Annotated in this window: 22 protein-coding genes and 1 tRNA gene; all 23 read left to right on the top strand. The window is 63.1% G+C overall.

Annotated features, from left to right (window positions below):
• The first annotated feature begins 16 nt into the window (after positions 1-16).
• The 23 genes from rpsO to ABT392_RS08235 all read left to right on the top strand — a co-directional run bounded on the left by rpsO (position 17) and on the right by ABT392_RS08235 (position 22523).
• Entirely contained in the window at positions 17-286 is a 270-nt protein-coding gene (gene rpsO / locus ABT392_RS08345; RefSeq protein ID WP_334276672.1) for a 30S ribosomal protein S15, read from the top strand.
• Positions 287-503: 217 nt separating this feature from the next.
• Positions 504-2630 (top strand): polyribonucleotide nucleotidyltransferase, encoded by a 2127-nt coding sequence (pnp, locus tag ABT392_RS08340; RefSeq protein ID WP_395386047.1) that lies wholly within the window; start codon positions 504-506, stop codon positions 2628-2630.
• A 40-nt stretch (positions 2631-2670) separates the two neighbouring features.
• Positions 2671-3657, top strand: coding sequence for an NAD(P)H-quinone oxidoreductase (locus ABT392_RS08335; RefSeq protein WP_395386048.1), 987 nt, complete (start codon positions 2671-2673; stop codon positions 3655-3657).
• Between the two features lie 10 nt (positions 3658-3667).
• Positions 3668-4417 (top strand): triose-phosphate isomerase, encoded by a 750-nt coding sequence (gene tpiA / locus ABT392_RS08330; RefSeq protein ID WP_395386049.1) that lies wholly within the window; start codon positions 3668-3670, stop codon positions 4415-4417.
• Between the two features lie 61 nt (positions 4418-4478).
• Positions 4479-4853, top strand: coding sequence for a preprotein translocase subunit SecG (gene secG, locus ABT392_RS08325; protein ID WP_395386050.1), 375 nt, complete (start codon positions 4479-4481; stop codon positions 4851-4853).
• Between the two features lie 196 nt (positions 4854-5049).
• Positions 5050-5134, top strand: a tRNA-Leu gene (locus tag ABT392_RS08320).
• Positions 5135-5328: 194 nt separating this feature from the next.
• Positions 5329-5688 carry an NADH-quinone oxidoreductase subunit A gene (locus ABT392_RS08315; RefSeq protein ID WP_395386051.1) on the top strand — a complete coding sequence of 120 codons (360 nt, stop codon included), beginning with the start codon at positions 5329-5331 and terminating at the stop codon, positions 5686-5688.
• A 132-nt stretch (positions 5689-5820) separates the two neighbouring features.
• Entirely contained in the window at positions 5821-6300 is a 480-nt protein-coding gene (locus tag ABT392_RS08310; protein WP_282825147.1) for a NuoB/complex I 20 kDa subunit family protein, read from the top strand.
• Positions 6297-6893, top strand: coding sequence for an NADH-quinone oxidoreductase subunit C (locus ABT392_RS08305; protein ID WP_334276680.1), 597 nt, complete (start codon positions 6297-6299; stop codon positions 6891-6893). Before ABT392_RS08310 ends, ABT392_RS08305 begins: the two co-directional genes overlap by 4 nt.
• 87 nt (positions 6894-6980) lie before the next feature.
• Positions 6981-8234, top strand: coding sequence for an NADH-quinone oxidoreductase subunit D (locus tag ABT392_RS08300; RefSeq protein ID WP_395386052.1), 1254 nt, complete (start codon positions 6981-6983; stop codon positions 8232-8234).
• Positions 8235-8242: 8 nt separating this feature from the next.
• A complete protein-coding gene (locus tag ABT392_RS08295) occupies positions 8243-8752 on the top strand; it encodes an NADH-quinone oxidoreductase subunit NuoE family protein (RefSeq protein WP_395386053.1) in 510 nt (169 codons plus the stop codon).
• Between the two features lie 13 nt (positions 8753-8765).
• Complete coding sequence (gene nuoF, locus ABT392_RS08290; RefSeq protein ID WP_395386054.1) at positions 8766-10136, top strand: NADH-quinone oxidoreductase subunit NuoF; 1371 nt, start codon at positions 8766-8768, stop codon at positions 10134-10136.
• Positions 10137-10154: 18 nt separating this feature from the next.
• Entirely contained in the window at positions 10155-12512 is a 2358-nt protein-coding gene (nuoG, locus tag ABT392_RS08285; protein WP_395386055.1) for an NADH-quinone oxidoreductase subunit NuoG, read from the top strand.
• Positions 12513-12525: 13 nt separating this feature from the next.
• Positions 12526-13623, top strand: a complete 1098-nt coding sequence (nuoH, locus tag ABT392_RS08280; RefSeq protein WP_334276685.1) for an NADH-quinone oxidoreductase subunit NuoH — start codon at positions 12526-12528, stop codon at positions 13621-13623.
• 84 nt (positions 13624-13707) lie between these two features.
• Positions 13708-14196, top strand: coding sequence for an NADH-quinone oxidoreductase subunit NuoI (gene nuoI / locus ABT392_RS08275; RefSeq protein WP_334276686.1), 489 nt, complete (start codon positions 13708-13710; stop codon positions 14194-14196).
• Between the two features lie 54 nt (positions 14197-14250).
• Positions 14251-14892 (top strand): NADH-quinone oxidoreductase subunit J, encoded by a 642-nt coding sequence (locus ABT392_RS08270; protein WP_334276687.1) that lies wholly within the window; start codon positions 14251-14253, stop codon positions 14890-14892.
• Positions 14892-15206: an NADH-quinone oxidoreductase subunit NuoK gene (gene nuoK / locus ABT392_RS08265; protein ID WP_395386056.1), complete on the top strand. Its 315-nt coding sequence runs from the start codon at positions 14892-14894 to the stop codon at positions 15204-15206. The genes ABT392_RS08270 and nuoK overlap by 1 nt, the downstream gene beginning before the upstream one ends.
• A gap of 17 nt (positions 15207-15223) precedes the next feature.
• Positions 15224-17272, top strand: coding sequence for an NADH-quinone oxidoreductase subunit L (gene nuoL, locus ABT392_RS08260; RefSeq protein WP_395386057.1), 2049 nt, complete (start codon positions 15224-15226; stop codon positions 17270-17272).
• A 19-nt stretch (positions 17273-17291) separates the two neighbouring features.
• Positions 17292-18767 (top strand): NADH-quinone oxidoreductase subunit M, encoded by a 1476-nt coding sequence (locus tag ABT392_RS08255; protein WP_334276692.1) that lies wholly within the window; start codon positions 17292-17294, stop codon positions 18765-18767.
• 19 nt (positions 18768-18786) lie between these two features.
• The gene (gene nuoN, locus ABT392_RS08250; RefSeq protein WP_395386839.1) at positions 18787-20259 is read left to right on the top strand and encodes an NADH-quinone oxidoreductase subunit NuoN; all 1473 of its coding nucleotides are present in this window, start codon (positions 18787-18789) and stop codon (positions 20257-20259) included.
• Positions 20260-20268: 9 nt separating this feature from the next.
• Entirely contained in the window at positions 20269-20577 is a 309-nt protein-coding gene (locus tag ABT392_RS08245) for a DUF2818 family protein (RefSeq protein ID WP_334276693.1), read from the top strand.
• Positions 20567-21157 (top strand): NUDIX domain-containing protein, encoded by a 591-nt coding sequence (locus ABT392_RS08240; RefSeq protein WP_395386058.1) that lies wholly within the window; start codon positions 20567-20569, stop codon positions 21155-21157. Before ABT392_RS08245 ends, ABT392_RS08240 begins: the two co-directional genes overlap by 11 nt.
• Positions 21158-21365: 208 nt before the next feature.
• Positions 21366-22523, top strand: a complete 1158-nt coding sequence (locus ABT392_RS08235; RefSeq protein ID WP_334276695.1) for an efflux RND transporter periplasmic adaptor subunit — start codon at positions 21366-21368, stop codon at positions 22521-22523.
• The last annotated feature ends 6 nt before the right edge of the window (positions 22524-22529 follow it).

Below are 22529 nucleotides of genomic sequence, written 5' to 3'. Positions count from 1 at the left end.
CATCTAGGAACGCACCATGGCAGTCGCCGATATCAAGAAGGCAGAAATCGTCAAGTCGAACGCTCGCAGCGCCAATGACACCGGATCCCCGGAAGTCCAAGTTGCTCTGCTGACCGCTCGCATCAACGACCTGACCCCCCATTTCAAGACCCACGCCAAGGACCACCACGGCCGTCGCGGTCTGCTGAAGATGGTCAACACGCGCAAGAGCCTGTTGTCCTACCTCAAGCGCAAGGACGCTGACCGCTATACCGCGCTGATCCAGAAGCTGGGCCTGCGCAAGTAATCTGGCGACGAAGTGAAAGAGCCTGTCTGGACTGCAAAGCCAGCACAGGCTCTTTGTCTTTCTGAACCGCAGCTGGAGACGAGCTGACGTGGCGACGATGTGTCATTCCATCGGGATTTGAATCAACGAAATCCGATGGAATGGCATCCCGCCAAACCCAGCTTCCCTCCCGGTTTTGATGCCGCACCGCAAGCGGCTCGACTCAAGAGGAGATGACATGAGCATGTTCAACAAAGTCACCAAGACCTTCCAATGGGGTCCCCACACCGTCACGATGGAAACCGGCGAGATCGCCCGCCAATCGTCGGGCGCCGTGCTGGTGAACATCGATGACACCGTGGTGCTGGCCACCGTGGTTGCCAAGTCCCAGGCCAAGGCTGGCCAGGACTTCTTTCCGCTGACCGTCGACTACATCGAGAAGACCTACGCCGCCGGCAAGATCCCCGGCAGCTTCTTCAAGCGTGAAGGCCGTCCGAGCGAGCTCGAGACCCTGACCTCGCGCCTGATCGACCGCCCGATCCGCCCGCTGTTCCCGGAGGGCTTCTTCAATGAAGTCCAGGTCGTGGTGCACGTGCTGTCGCTGAACCCTGAAGTCCAGGCCGACATCGCCGCCCTGATTGCTTCCAGCGCTGCCCTGGCCGTTTCCGGCATCCCGTTCAGCGGCCCGATCGGTGCCGCTCGCGTGGGCTATGTCAATGGCGAGTACATCCTGAACCCGGGCAAGACTGCCCTGATCGACTCCAAGATGGACCTGGTCGTCGCCGGCACCGAAGCCGCTGTGCTGATGGTCGAGTCCGAAGCCGACCAGCTGAGCGAAGACGTGATGCTGGGTGGCGTGGTCTACGGTCACGAGCAAAGCAAGATCGCCATCAACGCGATCCACGAGCTGGTGCGTGAGGCCGGCAAGCCGGTGTGGGACTGGAAGGCTCCTGCCAAGAACGAGCCCTTCATCGCCAAGGTCAACGGCCTGGCCGAAGAAAAGCTGCGCGCCGCTTACCAGATCCGCTCCAAGCAAGCCCGTACGGAAGCCTGCCGCGCGGTCTACTCGAGCGTCAAGGAAGCCCTGAAGGCCGAAGGCGTTGAGTTCGACGGCGTCGAAGTCGACGGCCTGCTGTTCGAGATCGAAGCCCGCATCGTGCGCGGCCAGATCCTGGCCGGCGAGCCCCGCATTGACGGTCGCGATACCCGCACCGTGCGCGCCATCGAGATCCGCAACGGCGTGCTGCCCCGCACCCATGGTTCGGCCCTGTTCACCCGTGGTGAAACCCAAGGCCTGGTCGTTGCCACGCTCGGTACCGACCGTGACGCCCAGCGCATCGACGCGCTGGCCGGCGAGTTCGAAGACCGCTTCATGATGCACTACAACATGCCTCCGTTCGCCACCGGCGAAACCGGTCGCGTGGGCAGTCCGAAGCGCCGCGAAATCGGCCACGGCCGCCTGGCCAAGCGCGCGCTCATCGCTGCGCTGCCGAGCAAGGAAGACTTCCCGTACACGATGCGCGTGGTCTCGGAAATTACAGAGTCCAATGGTTCTTCGTCGATGGCTTCGGTCTGCGGCGGCTGCCTGGCACTGATGGACGCTGGCGTGCCGATGAAGGCCCACGTGGCCGGTATCGCCATGGGCCTGATCAAGGATGCCAACCGCTTCGCCGTGCTGACCGACATCCTGGGCGACGAAGATCACCTGGGCGACATGGACTTCAAGGTGGCCGGCACGACCGCCGGCATCACGGCCCTGCAGATGGACATCAAGATCCAGGGCATCACCAAGGAAATCATGCAGGTCGCGCTGGCGCAAGCCAAGGAAGCCCGCCTGCACATCCTCGGAAAGATGGTCGAAGCCATGGGCACGGCCAACACCGAGGTGTCGCAGTTCGCTCCGCGCCTGTACACGATGAAGATCAACCCGGAAAAGATCCGTGACGTGATCGGCAAGGGCGGCGCCACCATCCGTGCGCTGACCGAGGAAACCGGCACCACGATCGACATCGGCGAAGACGGCACCATCACCATTGCCTCGACCGATGCCGACAAGGCCGAACACGCCAAGAAGCGCATCCAGGAAATCACCGCCGAAGTCGAAATCGGCAAGGTCTACGAAGGTCCGATCACCAAGATCCTGGACTTCGGTGCCCTGGTGAACCTGCTGCCCGGCAAGGACGGCCTGCTGCACATCAGCCAGATCGCGCACCAGCGCGTCGAGAAGGTCACCGACTTCCTGAGCGAAGGCCAGATCGTCAAGGTCAAGGTCCTCGAGACGGACGAAAAGGGCCGCATCAAGCTGTCGATGAAGGCCCTGATCGAGCGCGACGCAGCGCCGGCTGCAGAAGCTCCCCAGCAATAAGCTGGCGAAGCGCCGCATCAAGGCAGGACAGCGAGCAAGCATGCGCGCCATCGCCATCAGCCGCCCCGGCGGCCCTGAGGTGCTGCAAGTGATCGAGCGTCCGCTGCCGCAAGCCGGAGCGGGCGAATGCCTGATCGCGGTTGAGGCGTATGGCGTCAACCGCCCCGACGTGCTGCAACGCAAGGGCGCCTACCCGCCGCCGCCTGGCGCCAGCGATCTGCCTGGCCTGGAAGTGGCGGGGCGCATCGTCGCTGGTGATGCGGGCGAGCTGGCGGTGGCCGGCTTCAAGCTGGGCGACGCGGTGTGTGCGCTGGTGTCGGGCGGCGGCTATGCCGAAGCTTGCGTAGCGCCGCTGGCTCAGTGCCTGCCGGTGCCCGAAGGCTGGAGCATGGCCGAGGCCGCGAGCCTGCCGGAAACCTTGTTCACCGTCTGGTCGAACGTGTTCGGCCGGGCGGGGTTGAAGGGTGGCGAGACGCTGCTGGTGCACGGTGGCAGCAGCGGCATTGGCGTGACAGCCATTCAGCTGGCAAAAGCCTTTGGAGCGCGCGTGCTGGTGACTGTGGGCAATGACTACAAGGCCGCTGCCTGCCTGAAGCTGGGTGCCGATGTGGCGATCAACTACCGCGAGCAGGACTTCGTCGCGGAAGCCAAGGCCGCCACGGGTGGCCGCGGTGTCGATGTGATCCTGGACATGGTGGCGGGCTCCTATGTGGAGCGCGGTGTGCAATGCCTCGCTGACGATGGCCGCATGGTCATCATCGCGGTGCAGGGTGGTGTGGATGCGAAGTTCGATGCGGGTCAGGTCTTGCGTCGTCGGCTGACGATCAGTGGCTCGACGTTGCGCCCGCGCTCGCTGGCCTTCAAGGCTGGCGTGGCGAAGGAGCTGCGCGAGAAGGTCTGGCCCTTGTTGGTCAGCCGTGCAATCGCTCCGGTCATCTATCGTGAGCTGCCCGCGTCTGAAGCCGCTTCAGCGCATGCGCTGATGGAGTCGGGCGAGCATGTCGGCAAGATCGTGCTGGCCTGGTGAGGATTGAGATATGAGCCAAAGAAGAAAACTCGTCGTCGGCAACTGGAAGATGCATGGCAGCCGCGCTGCCAATGCCGTGTTGCTGGCGGGTCTGAAAGAGGCGGGTCCGTGGAATGCCGATGTGGCGGTCTGCGTGCCTTTCCCCTACATCAGCGAAACCGCGCTGGCATTGACTGGTGTGAGCATCGGCTTCGGCGCGCAGGATTGCTCAGCGCACGAGCAGGGTGCCTTCACCGGCGAGGTGTCGTCAGGCATGCTCCATGACATCGGCTGCCGCTACGTGATCGTTGGTCACTCCGAGCGTCGTGCCTTCCATCGCGAAAGCGACCAGTTGGTGGCTGACAAGGCCAAGGCTGCGCTGGCGCATGGCGTCACGCCCATCGTCTGCGTCGGCGAAACGCTGGCGGAGCGCGAGGCGGGTCAAACCGAGGCCGTGGTCAAGCGCCAGCTGGCTGCGGTGATCCACACGCTGACGCACTGCATCGGCGAAATCGTGGTGGCCTATGAGCCGGTCTGGGCCATCGGCACGGGGCTCACTGCCACGCCCGAGCAAGCTCAAGCGGTGCACCATGTGCTGCGCGCCCAGTTGCATGCCGCCACGCAGAAGGCGGATGCCATGCGCATCCTCTACGGCGGCAGCGTCAAGCCGGACAACGCGGCCCAGCTCTTCGCGCAGGCTGACATCGATGGCGGCCTGATTGGTGGCGCTGCCTTGAAGGCGGCCGACTTTGCAGCGATCTGCCGCGCTGCGCAAACCTGAATGCGAGAGCACGGCTTTTTGCTGTGCTCGCAATGAATACGAGAAACCTGGAGAGTTTGAAATGCAAGTGATGATGAATATCGTGTTGCTGGTGCAACTGCTGAGCGCGCTGGTGATGATCGGCCTGGTGCTGGTTCAGCATGGCAAGGGTGCCGACATGGGTGCCTCCTTCGGCAGCGGCGCATCGGGCAGCCTCTTCGGTGCTACGGGCAGCGCCAACTTCCTGTCGCGCACCACGGCCGTCTGCGCCACGGTCTTCTTCGTCTGCACGCTGGCCCTGGCCTACATGGCCAACCACCGCGCAAGCGCACCGGCCACGGACTCCGCACAAACCGTGCTGGACCGTGCCGCGCCGGGTGCCGATGCAGCTTCCGCGCCTGTGCTGCCGACGGCTGTTCCGAGTGCACTGCCTGCCGCCTCGGCCGCCTCGAACTGAAGCCGCAGTGAGGGACCCGCAAGCGCTGTGACGCCTCTCGCACAGTGCTTGCAATTCTCTTGATCTCACACAGGCGAAAGAGGGTTCGACTCCTCTGGAGCCTCAATATTTCGGTATAGAATGCGAGGCTGTTCGGTAAGCAATCCTCACGCAAGTCGAACAGCAAGGTAATTCAGTAAGTCAGTCGATACGACACGCCGTCGTGGTGAAATTGGTAGACACGCTATCTTGAGGGGGTAGTGGCGAAAGCTGTGCGAGTTCGAGTCTCGCCGACGGCACCAGATTATTCGGTCGGAGCAAGGGCTGGAGCCTTTATGCTACGGCCGTGCGCCCTGTCGCAGCGTGAATGCGCTGCAGGGGACAAGGCGGGCGCGGTCCGTAAGCGATATTGAAGAATACCGCTGGCGGGGCGCCCGTTGCTTTTGCTGATCCGCGACCCGGAGGTCGTGAGTCAGTTCAACCGAGAGCAATTGCTGTGAGCCTGGATCAGTACCTACCCGTCATCCTCTTCATCTTGGTCGGCGCAGCGGTGGGGATCATCCCCCAGGTCCTGGGCTACATCATGGGCCCGAATCGGCCGGATCAGGCCAAAAACTCCCCTTACGAATGCGGCTTCGAGGCCTTTGACGACGCGCGAATGAAGTTCGACGTGCGCTACTACCTCGTGGCCATTCTGTTCATCCTGTTTGACCTCGAAATCGCCTTCCTGTTCCCCTGGGCCGTGACCCTGCGTGAAATCGGCGCGACAGGTTTCTGGGCGATGATGATTTTCCTGGGCATCCTCGTCGTGGGCTTTGCCTACGAGTGGAAAAAAGGCGCTCTGGACTGGGAATGATGATGCCCCTCGCCCAATGGGTACATTGGTCGATCCCCCGGGGGGATGCCAGCCTGGCGGCTGGCCATGGGGCCGGCTTGGGAGCGGCCCGGCGCTCGGCCCAAAAGGGCTGCGAACGTTTGAAAGCTTGCTATGGGTATTGAAGGCGTTTTGAAAGAAGGCTTTGTCACCACCTCGGTCGACAAGCTGATCAACTGGTCCAAGACCGGTTCCCTGTGGCCGATGACATTCGGCCTCGCTTGCTGTGCGGTCGAGATGATGCACGCCGGTGCGGCACGCTACGACATCGACCGCTTCGGCATGTTGTTCCGCCCCAGCCCGCGTCAGTCTGACCTGATGATCGTGGCCGGCACGCTGTGCAACAAGATGGCGCCGGCCCTGCGCAAGGTCTACGACCAGATGGCCGAGCCGCGCTGGGTGCTCTCGATGGGCTCCTGCGCCAATGGCGGTGGCTACTACCACTACAGCTATTCCGTCGTGCGCGGCTGTGACCGCATCGTGCCGGTGGACGTCTATGTGCCGGGCTGTCCGCCCACGGCCGAGGCGCTGCTCTATGGCATCCTGCAGCTGCAGGCCAAGATCCGTCGCGAAAACACGATTGCCCGCGCATGAGCACGAAACTCGACACCCTGCAGGCGGCACTGCAAGCCGCACTCGGCGAGCGAATCGTCGATTTGAAGAGTGCCCTTGGCGAGCTGACGCTGCGCGTCGCGCCCAAGGACTACTTCGAGGTGGCCACCATCCTGCGTGATCACCCGGAACTGAAATTCGAGCAACTGATCGACCTCTGCGGCCTCGACTACTCCGAGTACGGCAATGGTGGCTACGAAGGCCCGCGCTTCGCCGTCTCCACGCACCTGCTGTCGGTCAGCAAGAACTGGCGCCTGCGCCTGAAGGTTTTCGCTGCTGACGACGACTTTCCCTGCGTTGCCGCCGTCACTCCAATCTGGACGGCTGCCAACTGGTTCGAGCGCGAGGCCTTTGACCTCTACGGCATCATCTTCGAAGGCCATGAAGACCTGCGCCGCATCCTGACCGACTACGGCTTCATCGGCCACCCGATGCGCAAGGACTTCCCGACCTCGGGTCATGTCGAGATGCGCTACGACGCCGAGCAGAAGCGCGTGATCTACCAGCCGGTCACGATTGAGCCGCGTGAAATCACGCCGCGCGTGATCCGCGAAGACAACTACGGCGGGCTGTAAATGTTTGACCCCCACGCTCAACTTCGTTCGCTGCCCCTCGAGGGGGCGCAGGCCTCCCTCGGGGCGGCCCAGCGGGAGTCCTGATTCATGGCCGACATCAAAAACTACACCCTGAACTTCGGCCCGCAGCATCCTGCTGCGCACGGTGTTCTCCGCCTCGTCCTCGAACTCGATGGCGAAGTGATCCAAAGAGCCGACCCGCACATCGGCCTCCTGCACCGCGCCACCGAGAAGCTGGCCGAGAGCAAGACCTATATCCAGTCGCTGCCCTACATGGACCGCCTCGACTACGTGTCGATGATGGCCAACGAGCATGCCTACTGCCTGGCCATCGAGAAGATGCTGGGCCTGGAAGTGCCGATCCGCGCGCAATACATCCGCGTGATGTATGCCGAGATCACGCGTCTGCTGAACCACCTGCTGTGGCTGGGCTGCCATGGCCTGGATTGCGGTGCGATGAACATCCTCATCTACTGCTTCCGCGAGCGTGAGGACCTGTTCGACATGTACGAGGCGGTGTCGGGCGCGCGCATGCACGCGGCCTATTTCCGTCCGGGCGGCGTCTATCGCGACCTGCCGGACGTGATGCCGCAGTACCAGGTCTCCAAGGTCAAGAACGCCAAGACGATCGCCCAGCTGAACGAGAACCGCCAGGGCTCGCTGCTGGATTTCATTGACGACTTCTGCAAGCGCTTCCCGAAGAACGTCGACGATTACGAAACACTGCTGACCGACAACCGGATCTGGAAGCAGCGCACCGTGGGCATTGGCGTGGTCACGCCCGAGCGCGCGCTGAATCTTGGCCTCACCGGCGCGATGCTGCGCGGCTCCGGCATCGCCTGGGACCTGCGCAAGACCCAGCCCTACGATGTCTACGACAAGATGGACTTCGACGTGCCGGTCGGCGTGGAAGGCGATACGTATGACCGTTATGTCGTGCGTGTCGAGGAAATGCGCCAGTCCAACCGCATCATCCAGCAATGCGTTGAATGGCTGCGCAAGAACCCCGGCCCGGTCATCACCGACAACCACAAGGTGGCTCCGCCTTCGCGCGTCGACATGAAGTCGAACATGGAAGAGTTGATCCACCACTTCAAGCTCTTCACCGAAGGCTTCCGCGTGCCGGAAGGCGAGGCCTATGCTGCCGTGGAGCACCCGAAGGGCGAGTTCGGCATCTACATCGTCAGCGATGGTGCCAACAAGCCTTACCGCCTGAAGATCCGTGCACCAGGCTTCTCGCATCTGGCGGCGCTCGACGAAATGTCGCGCGGCCACATGATTGCCGATGCCGTGGCCGTGATCGGCACGATGGACATCGTGTTCGGTGAGATCGATCGATGAGTACTGCGATGAGCACTGCTGAATACACCCTGACCGAGGCTACCGCCGCGCGTTTCGCGCGTGAGGTTGCCAAGTACCCGGCCGACCAGAAACAGTCGGCCGTGATGGCCTGCCTGGCCATCGTGCAGCAGGAAGAAGGCTTCGTTTCGCGCGCGAGCGAAGACGCAATTGCCGCCTACCTGGGTATGCCGGCCATCGCCGTGTACGAGGTCACGACCTTCTACAACATGTACAACCAGCAGAAGGTCGGCAAGTTCAAGCTGAATGTCTGCGCCAACCTGCCGTGCCAACTGCGCGATGGTCAAAACGCACTCGACCATCTCTGCCACAAGCTCGGCATCGAGCAGGGCGGCACGACGGCTGACGGCATGTTCACCGTGCAGAAGAGCGAATGCCTGGGTGCCTGCGCCGATGCGCCGGTGATGCTGGTCAACGACCGCCAGATGTGCAGCTTCATGAGCACCGAGCGCCTGGACGAGCTGGTCGACACGCTGCGTGCCCACGCGGCCAAGAACTGACGGACGAACTAGCATGCTGGATCTCTCCAAGTTTCAAGCGACAGGCATCGAGACCTGTTTCCACGACCGCCACATCGGCCCGCAGATCTATGCCGGCCTCGATGGCAAGAACTGGAGCCTGAAGGACTATGTCGCGCGTGGCGGTTACGCGGCGCTGCGCAAGATCCTCGGCAAGGACGGCGCGCCGGTCGCTGAAGGCCAGGCGCCCGGCATGACGTCGGACCAGGTGATCGCCGAGGTCAAGGCCTCGGGCCTGCGCGGCCGTGGCGGTGCCGGTTTCCCCACGGGCCTGAAGTGGAGCTTCATGCCCCGCCAGTTCCCGGGCGCGAAGTACCTGGTCTGCAACTCGGACGAAGGCGAACCGGGCACCTGCAAGGACCGCGACATCCTGATGTTCAACCCGCACATCGTCATCGAAGGCATGGCCATCGCCGCCTACGCGATGGGCATCAAGACGGGCTACAACTACATCCACGGCGAGATCTTCGAGGTCTACGAGCGCTTTGAAGCGGCCCTGGAAGAGGCGCGCGCCGCCGGCCTGCTGGGCGACAACATCCTGGGTTCGGACTTCAGCTTCCAGCTGCATGCCTTCCACGGTTTCGGCGCCTACATCTGCGGCGAAGAAACCGCTTTGCTTGAGTCGCTCGAAGGCAAGAAGGGCCAGCCGCGCTTCAAGCCGCCGTTCCCGGCCAGCTACGGCCTGTACGGCAAACCGACCACGATCAACAACACCGAGACCTTCGCGGCGGTGCCCTGGATCATCCGCAACGGCGGCCAGCCCTATCTGGAGATCGGCAAGCCCAACAACGGTGGCACCAAGATCTTCTCGATCTCGGGCGACGTCGAGCGTCCTGGCAACTACGAGATTCCATTGGGCACGCCGTTCAGCAAGCTGCTGGAGCTGGCCGGTGGTGTGCGCAAGGGCCGCACGCTGAAGGCTGTGATTCCTGGCGGATCGTCGGCCCCGGTGCTCACGGCCGAAGTGATGATGCAGTGCACGATGGACTATGACTCCATCGCCAAGGCCGGCTCCATGCTGGGTTCGGGCGCCGTCATCGTGATGGACGACTCACGCTGCATGGTGAACAGCCTCCTGCGCCTGTCCTACTTCTATGCCCACGAGAGCTGCGGCCAATGCACGCCTTGCCGTGAAGGCACGGGTTGGATGCACCGTGTGATCGAGCGCATCGCCAACGGCCAAGGCCGCAAGGACGACCTCGATCTGCTGAACTCCGTGGCCGACAACATTCAGGGCCGCACCATCTGCGCGCTGGGCGATGCCGCCGCAATGCCGGTGCGCGCCATGATCAAGAACTTCAAGAGCGAGTTCGTGCAAATGATCGAACAGGCGCAAAAAACCGCGCAACCCGCGAAGGCGGCTTGAGCCGAGCCAGGACAGAACATGGTTGAAATCGAACTCGACGGCAAGAAGATTGAGGTGCTCGAAGGCAGCATGGTGATGCATGCGGCCGAGAAGGCCGGCACCTACATTCCGCACTTCTGCTATCACAAGAAGCTCTCCATCGCCGCCAACTGCCGCATGTGCCTGGTGGACGTGGAGAAGGCACCAAAGCCCATGCCCGCCTGTGCCACGCCGGTGACGCAAGGCATGATCGTTCGCACCAAGAGCGAGAAGGCGCTGAAGGCCCAGCAGGGCGTGATGGAATTCCTGCTGATCAACCATCCGCTGGATTGCCCGATCTGCGACCAGGGCGGCGAGTGCCAGCTGCAGGATCTGGCCGTGGGCTACGGCTCGGGCAAGTCGCGCTACTCGGAAGAGAAGCGCGTGGTGTTCCACAAGAACATCGGCCCGCTGGTCTCGATGGAAGAGATGAGCCGTTGCATCCATTGCACGCGCTGCGTGCGCTTCGGCCAGGAAATCGCTGGCCAGATGGAACTTGGCATGGCCCACCGCGGCGAGCACAGCGAGATCCAGACCTTCGTCGGCCGCACGGTCGATTCGGAGCTGTCGGGCAACATGATCGACATCTGCCCGGTCGGTGCGCTCACCAGCAAGCCTTTCCGCTACAGCGCCCGCACCTGGGAGCTGTCGCGCCGCAAGAGCGTTTCGCCGCATGATTCCACTGGTGCCAACCTGATCGTCCAGGTCAAGGGCCAGCAGGTGATGCGCGTCGTGCCGCTGGAGAACGAAGACGTCAACGAATGCTGGATCGCCGACCGCGACCGCTTCTCGTACGAAGCGCTGAACAGCGATGCGCGCCTGACCGCCCCGATGATCAAGCAGGGCGGCGCCTGGAAGAGCGTTGACTGGACCACGGCGCTGGAGTACGTGGCCAACGGCTTGAAGAGCATCAAGAATGATCATGGCGCCGCTTCCATCGGCGCGCTGGGCTCGGCCCACAGCACGGTGGAAGAGCTGCACCTGCTGTCGCAGCTGACTCGCGCCCTGGGCAGCCAGAACGTCGACTACCGCCTGCGCCATACTGATTTCAGCAATGCGGCTGAGGCCGGCAAGGCAGGGCCTCAGGCATTTTGGCTGGGCCTGCCCATCGCCGAGCTGAGCACGCTGGACCGCGCACTGGTGATCGGCTCCTTCCTGCGCAAGGACCATCCGCTGTTTGCGCAGCGCCTGCGCCAGGCGGCCCGCCGTGGTGCCAAGGTGATGAGCATCTCCGGCTCGGCTGAAGATTGGCTGATGAATGTGGCCGAGCGGGTTGTCGCCGCACCGAGTGCCTGGCTGGCTGAGCTGGCTGGCGTGGCCGCTGCTGTGGCCGAGTTGGCTGGCGTAGCAGCCCCGGTGGCCGCGCAATCGTCGGAAGCCGCCAAGCGCATCGCTGCTGCCCTGTGGAGCGGCCAGCGCAAGGCGCTGCTGCTCGGCAATGCCGCCGCGCAACATCCGCAAGCAGCGCAATTGCTGTCGCTGGCCAACTGGATTGCCGACAAGACTGGCGCCCGCGTTGGCTACCTGACCGCTGCAGCCAATACCGTTGGAGCACAGCTGGTGGGCGCTACGCCGGTGGCGGGTGGCCTGAACGCTGGCCAGATGCTCAGCGGCACTTCGGGCCTCAAGGCGCTGCTGCTCCTGAACACCGACCCGGTGCTCGATTCGGCCAATGCCGCAGCTGCTGCCAAGGCGCTGCAGGTGGCCGAGATGGTCGTCGTGATGAGCCCGTTCAAGACAGGCCTCGACTACGCAGATGTGCTGCTGCCTATCGCGCCGTTCACCGAAACCTCGGGCTGCTTCGTCAATGCCGAAGGTCGCCTGCAGAGCTTCGTCGGCGTCGTCAAGCCGCTGGCCGAAACCCGTCCGGGCTGGAAGGTGCTGCGCGTGCTGGCCAATGTCCTGGGCTTGACCGGCTTCGAGCAGGAGAGCTCCGAGCAGGTTCGAAATGAAGCGCTGGGTGTCGATGCAGACCTGAGTGCTCGGCTGAGCAACGCCGGCAATGCCGCCGTGACGCTGACGGCAGGTGAGGGCGGCGATGTTTCCAAGCTCGAACGCCTGGCCGACGTGCCGATCTACGCCACCGATTCGCTGGTCCGCAATGCCCCCTCGCTGCAACTGACCAACGACGCCCGCAATGCGCCGTTCGCCAGCTTGTCCAGCGCTCTGTGGCAGCAGCTGGGCCTGACGGCGGAAGCGAACAAGATCCTGGTCAGCCAGGAAGGTGCCGGCTCGGCCCAGTTGAGCGCCAAGCTCGACGCCGCGCTGCCCGCCAACGTGGTGCGCGTGCCGGCCGGTCTGGCCGAGACACAGGCGCTGGGTGCCCTGTTTGGCACACTGACCGTGGCCAAGGTGTGAGGCAGGAATAAGCATGATCGACACACTTTTCCAAACCGGTGCCTCCCTGCTGGGCGCCCTGTGGCCGGTGGTCTGGAGCCTGCTCAAGATCGTCGCGGTCGTGGCACCGCTGATGGTCTGCGTGGCTTATCTGACGCTGTGGGAGCGCAAGGCCATCGGCTGGTCGCAGATCCGCCCGGGCCCGAACCGCGTCGGCCCCTACGGCTTGCTGACCCCGATCGCCGATGCCGTGAAGCTGATCTTCAAGGAGATCATCCTGCCGGCCAAGGCCAACCGCGGCCTGTTCTTCCTCGGCCCCATCATGACCATCATGCCGGCGCTGGCGGCCTGGGCGGTCGTGCCCTTCGGCCCGGAGGCGGCGGTTGCCAACGTCAATGCCGGCCTGCTGTTCCTGATGGCCATCACCTCCCTCGAGGTGTACGGCGTGATCATTGCCGGCTGGGCCTCGAACTCCAAGTACGCCTTCCTCGGCGCGCTGCGAGCTTCGGCACAGATGGTGTCGTACGAGATCGCCATGGGCTTTGCCCTCGTGATCGTGCTGATGACCAGCGGCAGCATGAACATGACGGACATCGTCGTCTCGCAAGAGACCGGCCGCTTTGCCTCGATGGGCGTCAACTTCCTGTCGTGGAACTGGCTGCCGCTGCTGCCGATCTTCGTCGTCTACTTCATCTCGGGCCTGGCTGAAACCAACCGCCATCCGTTCGACGTGGTGGAAGGCGAATCGGAAATCGTGGCCGGTCACATGATCGAGTACTCGGGCATGTCGTTCGCGATGTTCTTCCTGGCCGAGTACGCCAACATGATCCTGGTGTCGTGCCTCGCGGTCGTGCTGTTCCTGGGTGGCTGGTCGGCACCGATCTCGTTCAGCCTGCTGGGCATGGATACGCCCGAGTTCATCAAGAACTCGATGGCTTTCTGGAACTGGTGCTGGTTGTTCGGCAAGACCTTCTTCGTGGTCACCTGCTTCCTGTGGGTCCGCGCCACCTTCCCGCGCTTTCGCTATGACCAGATCATGCGTCTGGGCTGGAAGATCTTCATTCCCGTGACGCTGGTCTGGTTGGTCGTGGTCGGCCTGTGGATTCAGTCTCCCTTCAATATCTGGAAGTGACGTAATGACTGCCCCCACGTTCACTTTGTTCTCTGCCCCCCGAGGGGGCTCCTGCCTCCTTGAGGCGGCTCTGCGGAGGCAGGCATGAGTTCAGTCGCCCATTTCTTCAAGAGCTTTTTGCTCACCGAGCTGTTCAAGGGCATGGCCCTGACCGGCCGCCATTTCCTGTCGCGCAACATCACGGTGCAGTTCCCGGAAGAGAAGACGCCGCTGTCGCCGCGTTTCCGTGGCCTGCATGCGTTGCGCCGCTATGAGAACGGTGAAGAGCGTTGCATCGCCTGCAAGCTCTGTGAGGCGGTGTGCCCGGCCATGGCCATCACCATCGAGTCCGATGTGCGTGACGACGGCTCGCGCCGCACCACGCGCTACGACATCGACCTGACCAAGTGCATCTTCTGCGGCTTCTGCGAAGAAAGCTGCCCGGTGGACTCCATCGTGGAAACCTCGATCTTTGAATACCACGGCGAAAAGCGTGGCGACCTCTACTTCACGAAGGAGATGTTGCTTGCCGTGGGTGATCGCTATGAACCGCAGATCGCAGCCCAAAAGGAGGCCGACGCCAAGTACCGCTGAGTCGGCTGACCTGGTTCAAGCCAGGACTGCTGCTTAGGACTTGCCGAGCTAGCTATGGATATCACCACCGCCCTGTTCTATGTCTTCTCAGCCGTGCTGCTGGGGGCTTCCGTCCGTGTGATCACGGCCAAGTCCACCGTGCATTCGGCGCTGTTCCTGATACTCGCCTTCTTCAGCGCCTCCTGCGTCTGGATGCTCCTGAAGGCCGAGTTCCTGGCCATCACGCTGGTGCTGGTCTACATCGGCGCCGTGATGGTGCTCTTCCTCTTCGTCGTGATGATGCTGGACATCACCAGCGACCGGGTGAGGGACGGCTTCTGGAAGCACCTGCCGATGGCCGCCTTGGTGGGTGTGCTGATCGCGCTGGAAATGGCCGCCATCCTGATGCCGGGCTTCCGACTGAAGGAAGCGCCAGAACTGAGCGCTGCCGCGGCCAAACTCGGCAATACCAAGCTGCTGGGCATCGAGGTCTACACGCATTACCTGTATCCGCTGCAGATCGCTGCCGTGCTGCTGCTGGTGGCCATCATTGCCGCCATTGCCTTGACGCTGCGCCGCCGCAAGGACTCGCGTTCGCAAGACCCTTCGGAGCAGGTCAAGGTCAAGAAGGCCGACCGTCTGCGCATCATCAAGATGGCGCCGACTGTCGAGGCGCCTGCGGCGCCCGCAGCCGACAACAACACGGGAGCTGCATGATGCTGGGCGCATTGACCCTGGGACATTTCCTGACGCTGGGCGCGATCCTGTTCGCGCTGTCGGTGATCGGCATCTTCCTGAACCGCAAGAACCTGATTGTGCTGCTGATGGCCATCGAGCTGATGCTGCTGGCGGTCAACCTGAACTTCGTCGCCTTCTCCCACTACCTGGGTGACATGGCGGGCCAGGTGTTTGTGTTCTTCATCCTGACCGTGGCGGCGGCCGAGTCGGCCATTGGCCTCGCGATCCTGGTCGTGCTGTTCCGCAACCGCGCCAGCATCAACGTCGAAGAACTCGACGCGCTGAAGGGCTAAAGGGAAGACGCATCAAGATGTCCGCAACACTTTCGCAAAACATGCTGCTCGCGGTGCCGATGGCGCCGCTGGTCGGTGCCATCGCCGCCGGTTTCTTCGGCAAGCAGATCGGCCGCCGCGGTGCCCACAGCATCACCATCCTCGGCGTGCTGATCGCCTTCATCATCTCGGCGATGACGCTGAAGTCGGTCGCCGTGGACGGCGCCCGTTTCAACGAAACCATCTATGAATGGATGGTGCTTGGCGGCCTCAAGATGGAGGTTGGATTCCTGGTCGACGGCCTGACGGCGATGATGATGTGCGTGGTGACCTTCGTGTCGCTGATGGTGCACATCTACACCATCGGCTACATGGAAGAAGACCCGGGCTACCAGCGCTTCTTCAGCTACATCTCGCTGTTCACCTTCTCGATGTTGATGCTCGTGATGAGCAACAACATGCTGCAGCTGTTCTTCGGCTGGGAAGCAGTGGGCCTGGTGTCGTACCTCTTGATCGGCTTCTGGTACACCAAGCCGACGGCGATCTTCGCCAACATGAAGGCCTTCCTGGTCAACCGCGTGGGCGACTTCGGCTTCATCCTCGGTATCGGCCTCTTGGTGGCCTATGGCGGTTCATTGAACTACGCCGAACTGTTCGGCAAGTCGGCCGAGCTGGCACAGGTCAAGTTCAATGCGCCGCTGTGGGGTTCGGACTGGATGATGCTGAGCGTGGCCTGCATCTGCCTGTTCATCGGTGCGATGGGCAAGTCGGCGCAGTTCCCGCTGCATGTCTGGCTGCCTGATTCCATGGAAGGCCCGACCCCGATCTCGGCGCTGATCCACGCGGCCACGATGGTGACCGCCGGCATCTTCATGGTGGCTCGCATGAGCCCGCTGTTCGAGCTGTCGGACACGGCGCTGAACTTCGTGCTGGTGATCGGCGCGATCACGGCGCTGTTCATGGGCTTCCTGGGCATCATCCAGAACGACATCAAGCGCGTCGTCGCGTACTCGACGCTCTCGCAGCTGGGCTACATGACCGTGGCGCTGGGTGCCTCGGCCTACTCGGTTGCCGTGTTCCACCTGATGACGCACGCCTTCTTCAAGGCCTTGCTGTTCCTCGGTGCCGGCTCGGTGATCATCGGCATGCACCATGACCAGGACATCCGCAACATGGGCGGCCTGCGCAAGTACATGCCCATCACCTGGATCACCTCGCTCTTGGGTTCGCTGGCCTTGATCGGCACGCCGCTGTTCTCTGGCTTCTACTCCAAGGACTCGATCATCGAGGCGGTGCATGCCAGCCACTTGCCGGGCGCGCAGTTCGCCTACCTGGCGGTGATCATCGGCGTCTTCGTCACGGCCTTCTATTCCTTCCGGATGTACTTCCTGGTCTTCCATGGCAAGGAAAACTTCCACCACAAGCCATTCCCGGGCGAGCATGATCATCACGACGATCATGGCGACGAGCACCATGAGCCGCATGAGTCGCCCTGGGTGGTCACCGCGCCGCTGATCCTGCTGGCTATCCCCTCTGTCGTGATCGGCTTCCTGGCGATCCAGCCGATGCTGTTCGGCGACTTCTTCAAGGACGCGATCTTCGTGAACCACGAGGTCCACCACGCGATGAGCGAGCTGGCCCACGAGTTCCATGGCGCCGTGGCCATGGCCACGCACGGCCTGACCGCCTTGCCGTTCTGGCTGGCCCTGGCTGGCGTCGTTACCGCCTATGTGTTCTACATGGTCGCGCCGAGCATTCCGGCCACCATCGGCAAGGTCTTGCGTCCGGTCATCGTCGTGCTCGAGAACAAGTACTTCATGGACTGGATCAATGAGAACATCCTTGCCCGCGCGGCCCGCCTGCTTGGTAGGGGCCTTTGGAAGGGCGGCGATGGCATGGTGATCGACGGTGTGCTGATCAATGGTTCGGCCAAGGCGGTGGGCGGCATTGCCGGCATCGTGCGCCGAGTCCAGACCGGCCACCTGTACTGGTACGCCCTGGTGATGATCCTGGGTGTGATCGGCCTGATGAGCTGGCAGCTGTGGCCCTATATGTGGCCTCAATTCAAGGCCCTGGCGGGTCTTTGATCAGAGGCGGAGAAGAAGAATGGGATTGTTGAGTCTTGCCATCTGGTTGCCCGTTGTCAGCGGCGTGCTGCTGCTGATGCTCGGTCGTGAACACCAGGCCAATGCCGCACGCTGGATGGCCTTGCTGGCCGCCATTGCGGGTCTTGCCGTCACGCTGCCGCTGATCAGCGGCTTCGACAACGGCACGGCTGCGATGCAGTTCAGCGAGAACCTGCCCTGGATCGAACGCTTCAATATCCACTACCACCTGGGTGTGGATGGCATCTCGATGTGGTTCGTGCCGCTGACGGCCTTCATCACCGTGATCGTCGTGGTCGCGGCCTGGGAGGTGATCACCGAGCGTGCGCATCAGTACCTTGGCGCCTTCCTGATCCTCTCGGGTCTGATGATCGGCGTGTTCTGCGCGCTCGACGGCATGCTGTTCTACGTGTTCTTCGAGGCCACGCTGATCCCGATGTACATCATCATCGGTGTCTGGGGCGGCCCGCGGCGCGTCTATGCGGCCTTCAAGTTCTTCCTGTACACGCTGGCCGGTTCGCTGCTGATGCTGATCGCGCTGCTGTACCTGTACACCAAGTCGGGCGGCAGCTTCGACATCCTCACCTGGCACAAGCTGCCGCTGGCCATGGATGCGCAGACGCTGCTGTTCTTCGCCTTCTTTGCCGCCTTCTCGGTCAAGGTGCCGATGTGGCCGGTGCACACCTGGCTGCCAGACGCCCACGTCGAAGCGCCTACCGGTGGATCGGTGGTGCTGGCCGCCATCATGCTGAAGCTGGGTGCCTACGGCTTCCTGCGCTTCTCGATGCCCATTGCGCCCGATGCTGCGCATCACTGGTCGTGGTTCATCATCGCGCTGTCGCTGATCGCCGTGGTCTACATCGGCCTCGTGGCCCTGGTGCAGACCGACATGAAGAAGCTGGTGGCCTATTCGTCCATCGCGCACATGGGCTTCGTGACCTTGGGCTTCTTCATCTACAACGAGCTCGGCATTTCCGGCGGCATCGTGCAGATGATCTCGCACGGTTTCGTGTCCGGCGCCATGTTCTTGTGCATCGGCGTTCTGTACGACCGCGTGCATTCGCGTGAAATCGCCGACTACGGCGGTGTGGTCAACACCATGCCCAAGTTCGCGGCGTTGGCTCTGTTCTTCGCCATGGCCAACTGCGGCCTGCCGGCCACCGGCGGTTTCGTCGGCGAGTGGATGGTCATCCTGGGTACCGTGAAGTTCGACTTCTGGCTAGGTGCCATCGCGGCCACGGCCCTGGTGTTCGGCGCGGCCTACACGCTGTGGATGTACAAGCGCGTCTACTTCGGCGCGATTGGCAACGACCATGTGCGCGAACTCAAGGACGTGAACGCCCGCGAGTTCTCGATGCTGGCCGTGCTGGCCGCGGCAACGCTCTTCATGGGCGTCTATCCCAAACCCTTTACCGACGTGATGCACGCTTCAGTGACCGAGTTGCTCAAGCACGTGGCCGTCTCCAAGATCCACTGAGGCGCCCAAGGTGAACACTATGAACTGGCTCTCGGTCTATCCCGAAATCGTCCTGCTGGCCATGGCCTGCGTGGTGGCGATGGTCGACCTCTTCGTCACCGATGCGCGCCGCACACCCACCTACCTGCTGACTCAGCTCACGCTGGCGGCCGTGGGCGTGATGCACATCGGCTACTTCAACAGCGGCCTGACCGAATATGGCATGCAGGGCATGGTGGTCTCCGACCCCATGGGCCATCTGCTGGCCTTCTTCGCCTGTGTGGCGGTGATGGTGAGCCTGGTCTATGCGCGGCCCTATGCCGGCGCACGCGACATGCTCAAGGGCGAGCTGTTCACGCTCTCGCTGTTCTCGCTGCTGGGCGTGAGCGTCATGCTCTCGGCCAACAACTTCCTGGTCATCTATCTTGGCCTGGAACTGATGAGCCTGTCGCTGTATGCGCTCGTGGCCCTGCGCCGTGACCATGCAATTTCGACCGAAGCAGCGATGAAGTACTTCGTGCTGGGCGCCCTGGCCAGCGGCTTCCTGTTGTACGGCCTGTCGATGATGTACGGCGCCACGGGTTCGCTGTCGATCCCGCGCGTGTTCGAAGTGATCAGCGCCGGTGCGGTCAACAAGTCGGTGCTGATCTTCGGCCTGGTCTTCATCGTGGCCGGCCTCGGGTTCAAGCTCGGTGCGGCGCCGTTCCATATGTGGGTGCCCGACGTCTACCAAGGCGCTCCGACCGCAGTCACGCTGATGATCGGCGCGGCGCCGAAGCTGGCAGCCTTCGCCATCACCATGCGCTTGCTGGTGGACGGCATGGTGGGCCTGGCCGTGGACTGGCAGCAGATGCTGATCGTGATGGCGCTGGTCTCGCTAGTGGTGGGCAACCTCGCCGCCATCGCGCAGACCAACCTCAAGCGCATGCTTGCTTACTCGACCATCGCCCAGATGGGCTTCATGCTCCTGGGCATGGCCTCCGGCGTGGTGAACTTCAACACGCTGTCGGCTGCCAACGCCTACAGCTCGGCCATGTTCTACACGGTCACCTATGTGCTGACCACACTGGGCAGCTTCGGCATGATCCTGCTGCTGTCGCGCCAGGGCCATGAGTCGGAAGAGATCGGCGACCTGGCCGGCCTCTATCGCCGCAGCCCCTGGTATGCGCTGATGATGCTGGTGTTCATGCTGTCTCTGGCCGGCATTCCGCTGACCGCTGGCTTCTACGCCAAGCTGGCTGTGCTGCAGGCCATGGTGAGCACCGGCGTGAATCTGTACCTCTGGCTGGCCATCGCTGCCGTGGTGTTGTCACTGATCGGCGCCTTCTACTACCTGCGTGTCATCAAGGTGATGTTCTTCGACGAGCCGACCGACAGCAGCCCGCTGACCGCGCCCACCGACGTGCGCCTGGTCATGTCGCTGAATGGTGTGGCGGTGCTGGTCTTCGGTCTGCTGCCGGGCGGCCTGATGGACATGTGCAAGCGCGCCATCCTGCTCGCGCTGGCTTCCTGATCCACAAGGATGAATCAGTCTGCAGCCATCTGGCTGGTGTTGCTGGTCGCGCTGATCTCGGCCAATGCGCCGTATTTCAGCTCGCGGCTGCTGCTGGTGGGGCCTCGCCTCGCGCACAAGAACGTGGGCTGGCGCCTGCTGGAGTTGGCGCTTCTTGGCCTCTTGACCCTGGGCATCGGCTTCGCGCTCGAGGCCAGCCAGGGCCAACGCCAGCCGCAAGGCTGGGAGTTCTACGCGGCGGCCGCTTGCGTCTACCTGGTGTTCGGCTTTCCCGGCTTTGTCTGGTGCTATCTGCGCCGTCATCGCAATGAAGCCTGACGATGCAGCCAAGGGCGATGCAGCGATCAGCGAAACGCTGATCGAATCGACGCAAGCCTTCCGCGGCAACTTCCTCGACGTACGCCGCGATCGTGTTCGCCTGCCCGACGGCAAGGAAACCGGCCGTGAGTACATCGTCCATCCGGGCGCCGTGATGATCGTGCCCATCCTGGACAAGGGCCGGCTGCTGATGGAGCGCCAGTTCCGCCACCCGATGGGCCGCGTGATGCTGGAATTTCCAGCCGGCAAGCTGGACCCGAACGAATCGCCGCTGGCCTGCGCCAAGCGCGAACTGCTGGAAGAAACCGGCTACAGCGCCAAGGAATGGGCGCATGCCGGCGTGCTGCACAACGCGATTGCCTACTCAACCGAAGGCATAGAGATCTTTTTCGCACGCGGCCTGACCCAGGGCGAGCGCAAGCTCGACGAAGGCGAGTTCCTCGACGTCGTCACGCACACGACGACCGAGCTCGACGCCCTGGCCGCCAATGGCGAGCTCACCGACGCCAAGACCCTGATCGGCCTGCTGTGGCTGACCCGCTGGCAGGACGGCGAGTGGGAACTGGCCTGGAAGAAGTAGTCTGGCCTTGGTCCGGCCAGGCTGCCGGCGGAAAAATTACGATTCCGGAAACAGGCCATCTGCAGTTCGTCGCACGCAGGTGCAGCTGATCGGCCAGAACTACGCAACTTGTCACATGACTGATGGCTGTGTCATTCGGCATGGGTATGCTTGCGCCGCTTTGCAAGTGGGCGATGTTGCCCCACCAAAAAACACATTCGGAGAGAGCATGACGACGCGCCACATTCCCTTTGCCACGGCTGTATTGGTGGCGGCTTTGATGCTGGGCCTTTCCGGCTGCCAGAACGGCAATGCCGAGAAGAATGATGCAAGCAAGGAAACGCCCACCATGCAGCTGGCCGTTGAAGACCGGATTGTCATGGGCGAATCCGAGCACGGCACCGGCCCGCTGATCACCGGCGCCGTCCAGCCCGAGAAGCGCGCCGATCTGCGCGCCGAGCTCTCTGCCGTTGTACTGCATGTGCTGAAGGAGAACGGTGAGACGGTGCGCCGCGGCGATCTGCTGGTGCAACTCGATGCCACCTCCATCCGTGACAGCCTGAACTCCGCAGAGGAAGCTGCCCGTGCCGCTCGCGAGAACTTCGAGCAGGCCGAGCGCCAGTACCAGCGCCAGAAGACGCTGCAGGCTCAGGGCATGATTTCCCAGCAGGCGCTCGAGGATTCGGCCAACCGCCGCACCTCAACGCAGAGCGACAAGGTCGCCGCCGAGGCCCGCCTGGTTGCAGCCCGCCAGAACATGGCCCGCACCGAGGTGCGCGCGCCTTTTGACGGCGTGATCAGCGAGCGCCGCGTGTCGCCCGGCGACACCGCCCAGACCGGCAAGGAGCTGCTCAAGGTCATCGACCCGAGCTCCATGCGTTTTGAAGGCTTCGTCTCTGCCGACCGCCGGGCCGAGCTGAAGCTGGGCCAGGACGTGGACCTGCGCATCGTCGGCGCCAGCCAGGAGCGCATCGAAGGCCGCATCCGACGCATCGATGTGTCGGCCAATCCGGTCAGCCGCCAGATCGCGGTGCTGGTTGAGCTGAACGACAAGCGTGCCGCATCAGTCTCGGGCCTCTATGGTGAAGGCTTTGTTCGCACGGTCAAGTCCGCCGCCCTGATGCTGGACGACGCCGACATGCAGCGCGACGGCGACCAGGTCTATGCCTGGATCGTGCAGGGCGGCAAGCTGCATCGCCAGCCGCTGACCCTGGGCGCGCGTGACGAGCGCCGCGGCGAATACGTGGTCGCTGCGGGCCTGAAGGTGGGTGACATCGTGCTGCGCAACCCCAGCCGTACCCTGGTGGAGGGCTCGGCCGTAACGGTCAAGGCCGCCGCACCGGCCGCTGCCAAGCCCGCTTCGGCACCGGCCTCCGCCGCAGCCTGAGGAGCA

Origin of the sequence: Paucibacter sp. JuS9 (assembly GCF_044043925.2) — a bacterium.
Classification (GTDB): Bacteria; Pseudomonadota; Gammaproteobacteria; order Burkholderiales; family Burkholderiaceae_C; genus JAUASW01.
The sequence above is the reverse complement of the archived record's forward strand: the minus strand, read 5'-3'. Positions and strand labels throughout refer to the sequence as shown.

Coding starts and splice junctions, on each gene's coding strand:
- rpsO (WP_334276672.1), top strand. CDS start 17: ATGGCAGTCGCCGATATCAAGAAGGCAGAAATCGTCAAGTCGAACGCT.
- pnp (WP_395386047.1), top strand. CDS start 504: ATGAGCATGTTCAACAAAGTCACCAAGACCTTCCAATGGGGTCCCCAC.
- ABT392_RS08335 (WP_395386048.1), top strand. CDS start 2,671: ATGCGCGCCATCGCCATCAGCCGCCCCGGCGGCCCTGAGGTGCTGCAA.
- tpiA (WP_395386049.1), top strand. CDS start 3,668: ATGAGCCAAAGAAGAAAACTCGTCGTCGGCAACTGGAAGATGCATGGC.
- secG (WP_395386050.1), top strand. CDS start 4,479: ATGCAAGTGATGATGAATATCGTGTTGCTGGTGCAACTGCTGAGCGCG.
- ABT392_RS08310 (WP_282825147.1), top strand. CDS start 5,821: ATGGGTATTGAAGGCGTTTTGAAAGAAGGCTTTGTCACCACCTCGGTC.
- ABT392_RS08305 (WP_334276680.1), top strand. CDS start 6,297: ATGAGCACGAAACTCGACACCCTGCAGGCGGCACTGCAAGCCGCACTC.
- ABT392_RS08300 (WP_395386052.1), top strand. CDS start 6,981: ATGGCCGACATCAAAAACTACACCCTGAACTTCGGCCCGCAGCATCCT.
- ABT392_RS08295 (WP_395386053.1), top strand. CDS start 8,243: ATGAGCACTGCTGAATACACCCTGACCGAGGCTACCGCCGCGCGTTTC.
- nuoF (WP_395386054.1), top strand. CDS start 8,766: ATGCTGGATCTCTCCAAGTTTCAAGCGACAGGCATCGAGACCTGTTTC.
- nuoG (WP_395386055.1), top strand. CDS start 10,155: ATGGTTGAAATCGAACTCGACGGCAAGAAGATTGAGGTGCTCGAAGGC.
- nuoH (WP_334276685.1), top strand. CDS start 12,526: ATGATCGACACACTTTTCCAAACCGGTGCCTCCCTGCTGGGCGCCCTG.
- nuoI (WP_334276686.1), top strand. CDS start 13,708: ATGAGTTCAGTCGCCCATTTCTTCAAGAGCTTTTTGCTCACCGAGCTG.
- ABT392_RS08270 (WP_334276687.1), top strand. CDS start 14,251: ATGGATATCACCACCGCCCTGTTCTATGTCTTCTCAGCCGTGCTGCTG.
- nuoK (WP_395386056.1), top strand. CDS start 14,892: ATGCTGGGCGCATTGACCCTGGGACATTTCCTGACGCTGGGCGCGATC.
- nuoL (WP_395386057.1), top strand. CDS start 15,224: ATGTCCGCAACACTTTCGCAAAACATGCTGCTCGCGGTGCCGATGGCG.
- ABT392_RS08255 (WP_334276692.1), top strand. CDS start 17,292: ATGGGATTGTTGAGTCTTGCCATCTGGTTGCCCGTTGTCAGCGGCGTG.
- nuoN (WP_395386839.1), top strand. CDS start 18,787: ATGAACTGGCTCTCGGTCTATCCCGAAATCGTCCTGCTGGCCATGGCC.
- ABT392_RS08245 (WP_334276693.1), top strand. CDS start 20,269: ATGAATCAGTCTGCAGCCATCTGGCTGGTGTTGCTGGTCGCGCTGATC.
- ABT392_RS08240 (WP_395386058.1), top strand. CDS start 20,567: ATGAAGCCTGACGATGCAGCCAAGGGCGATGCAGCGATCAGCGAAACG.
- ABT392_RS08235 (WP_334276695.1), top strand. CDS start 21,366: ATGACGACGCGCCACATTCCCTTTGCCACGGCTGTATTGGTGGCGGCT.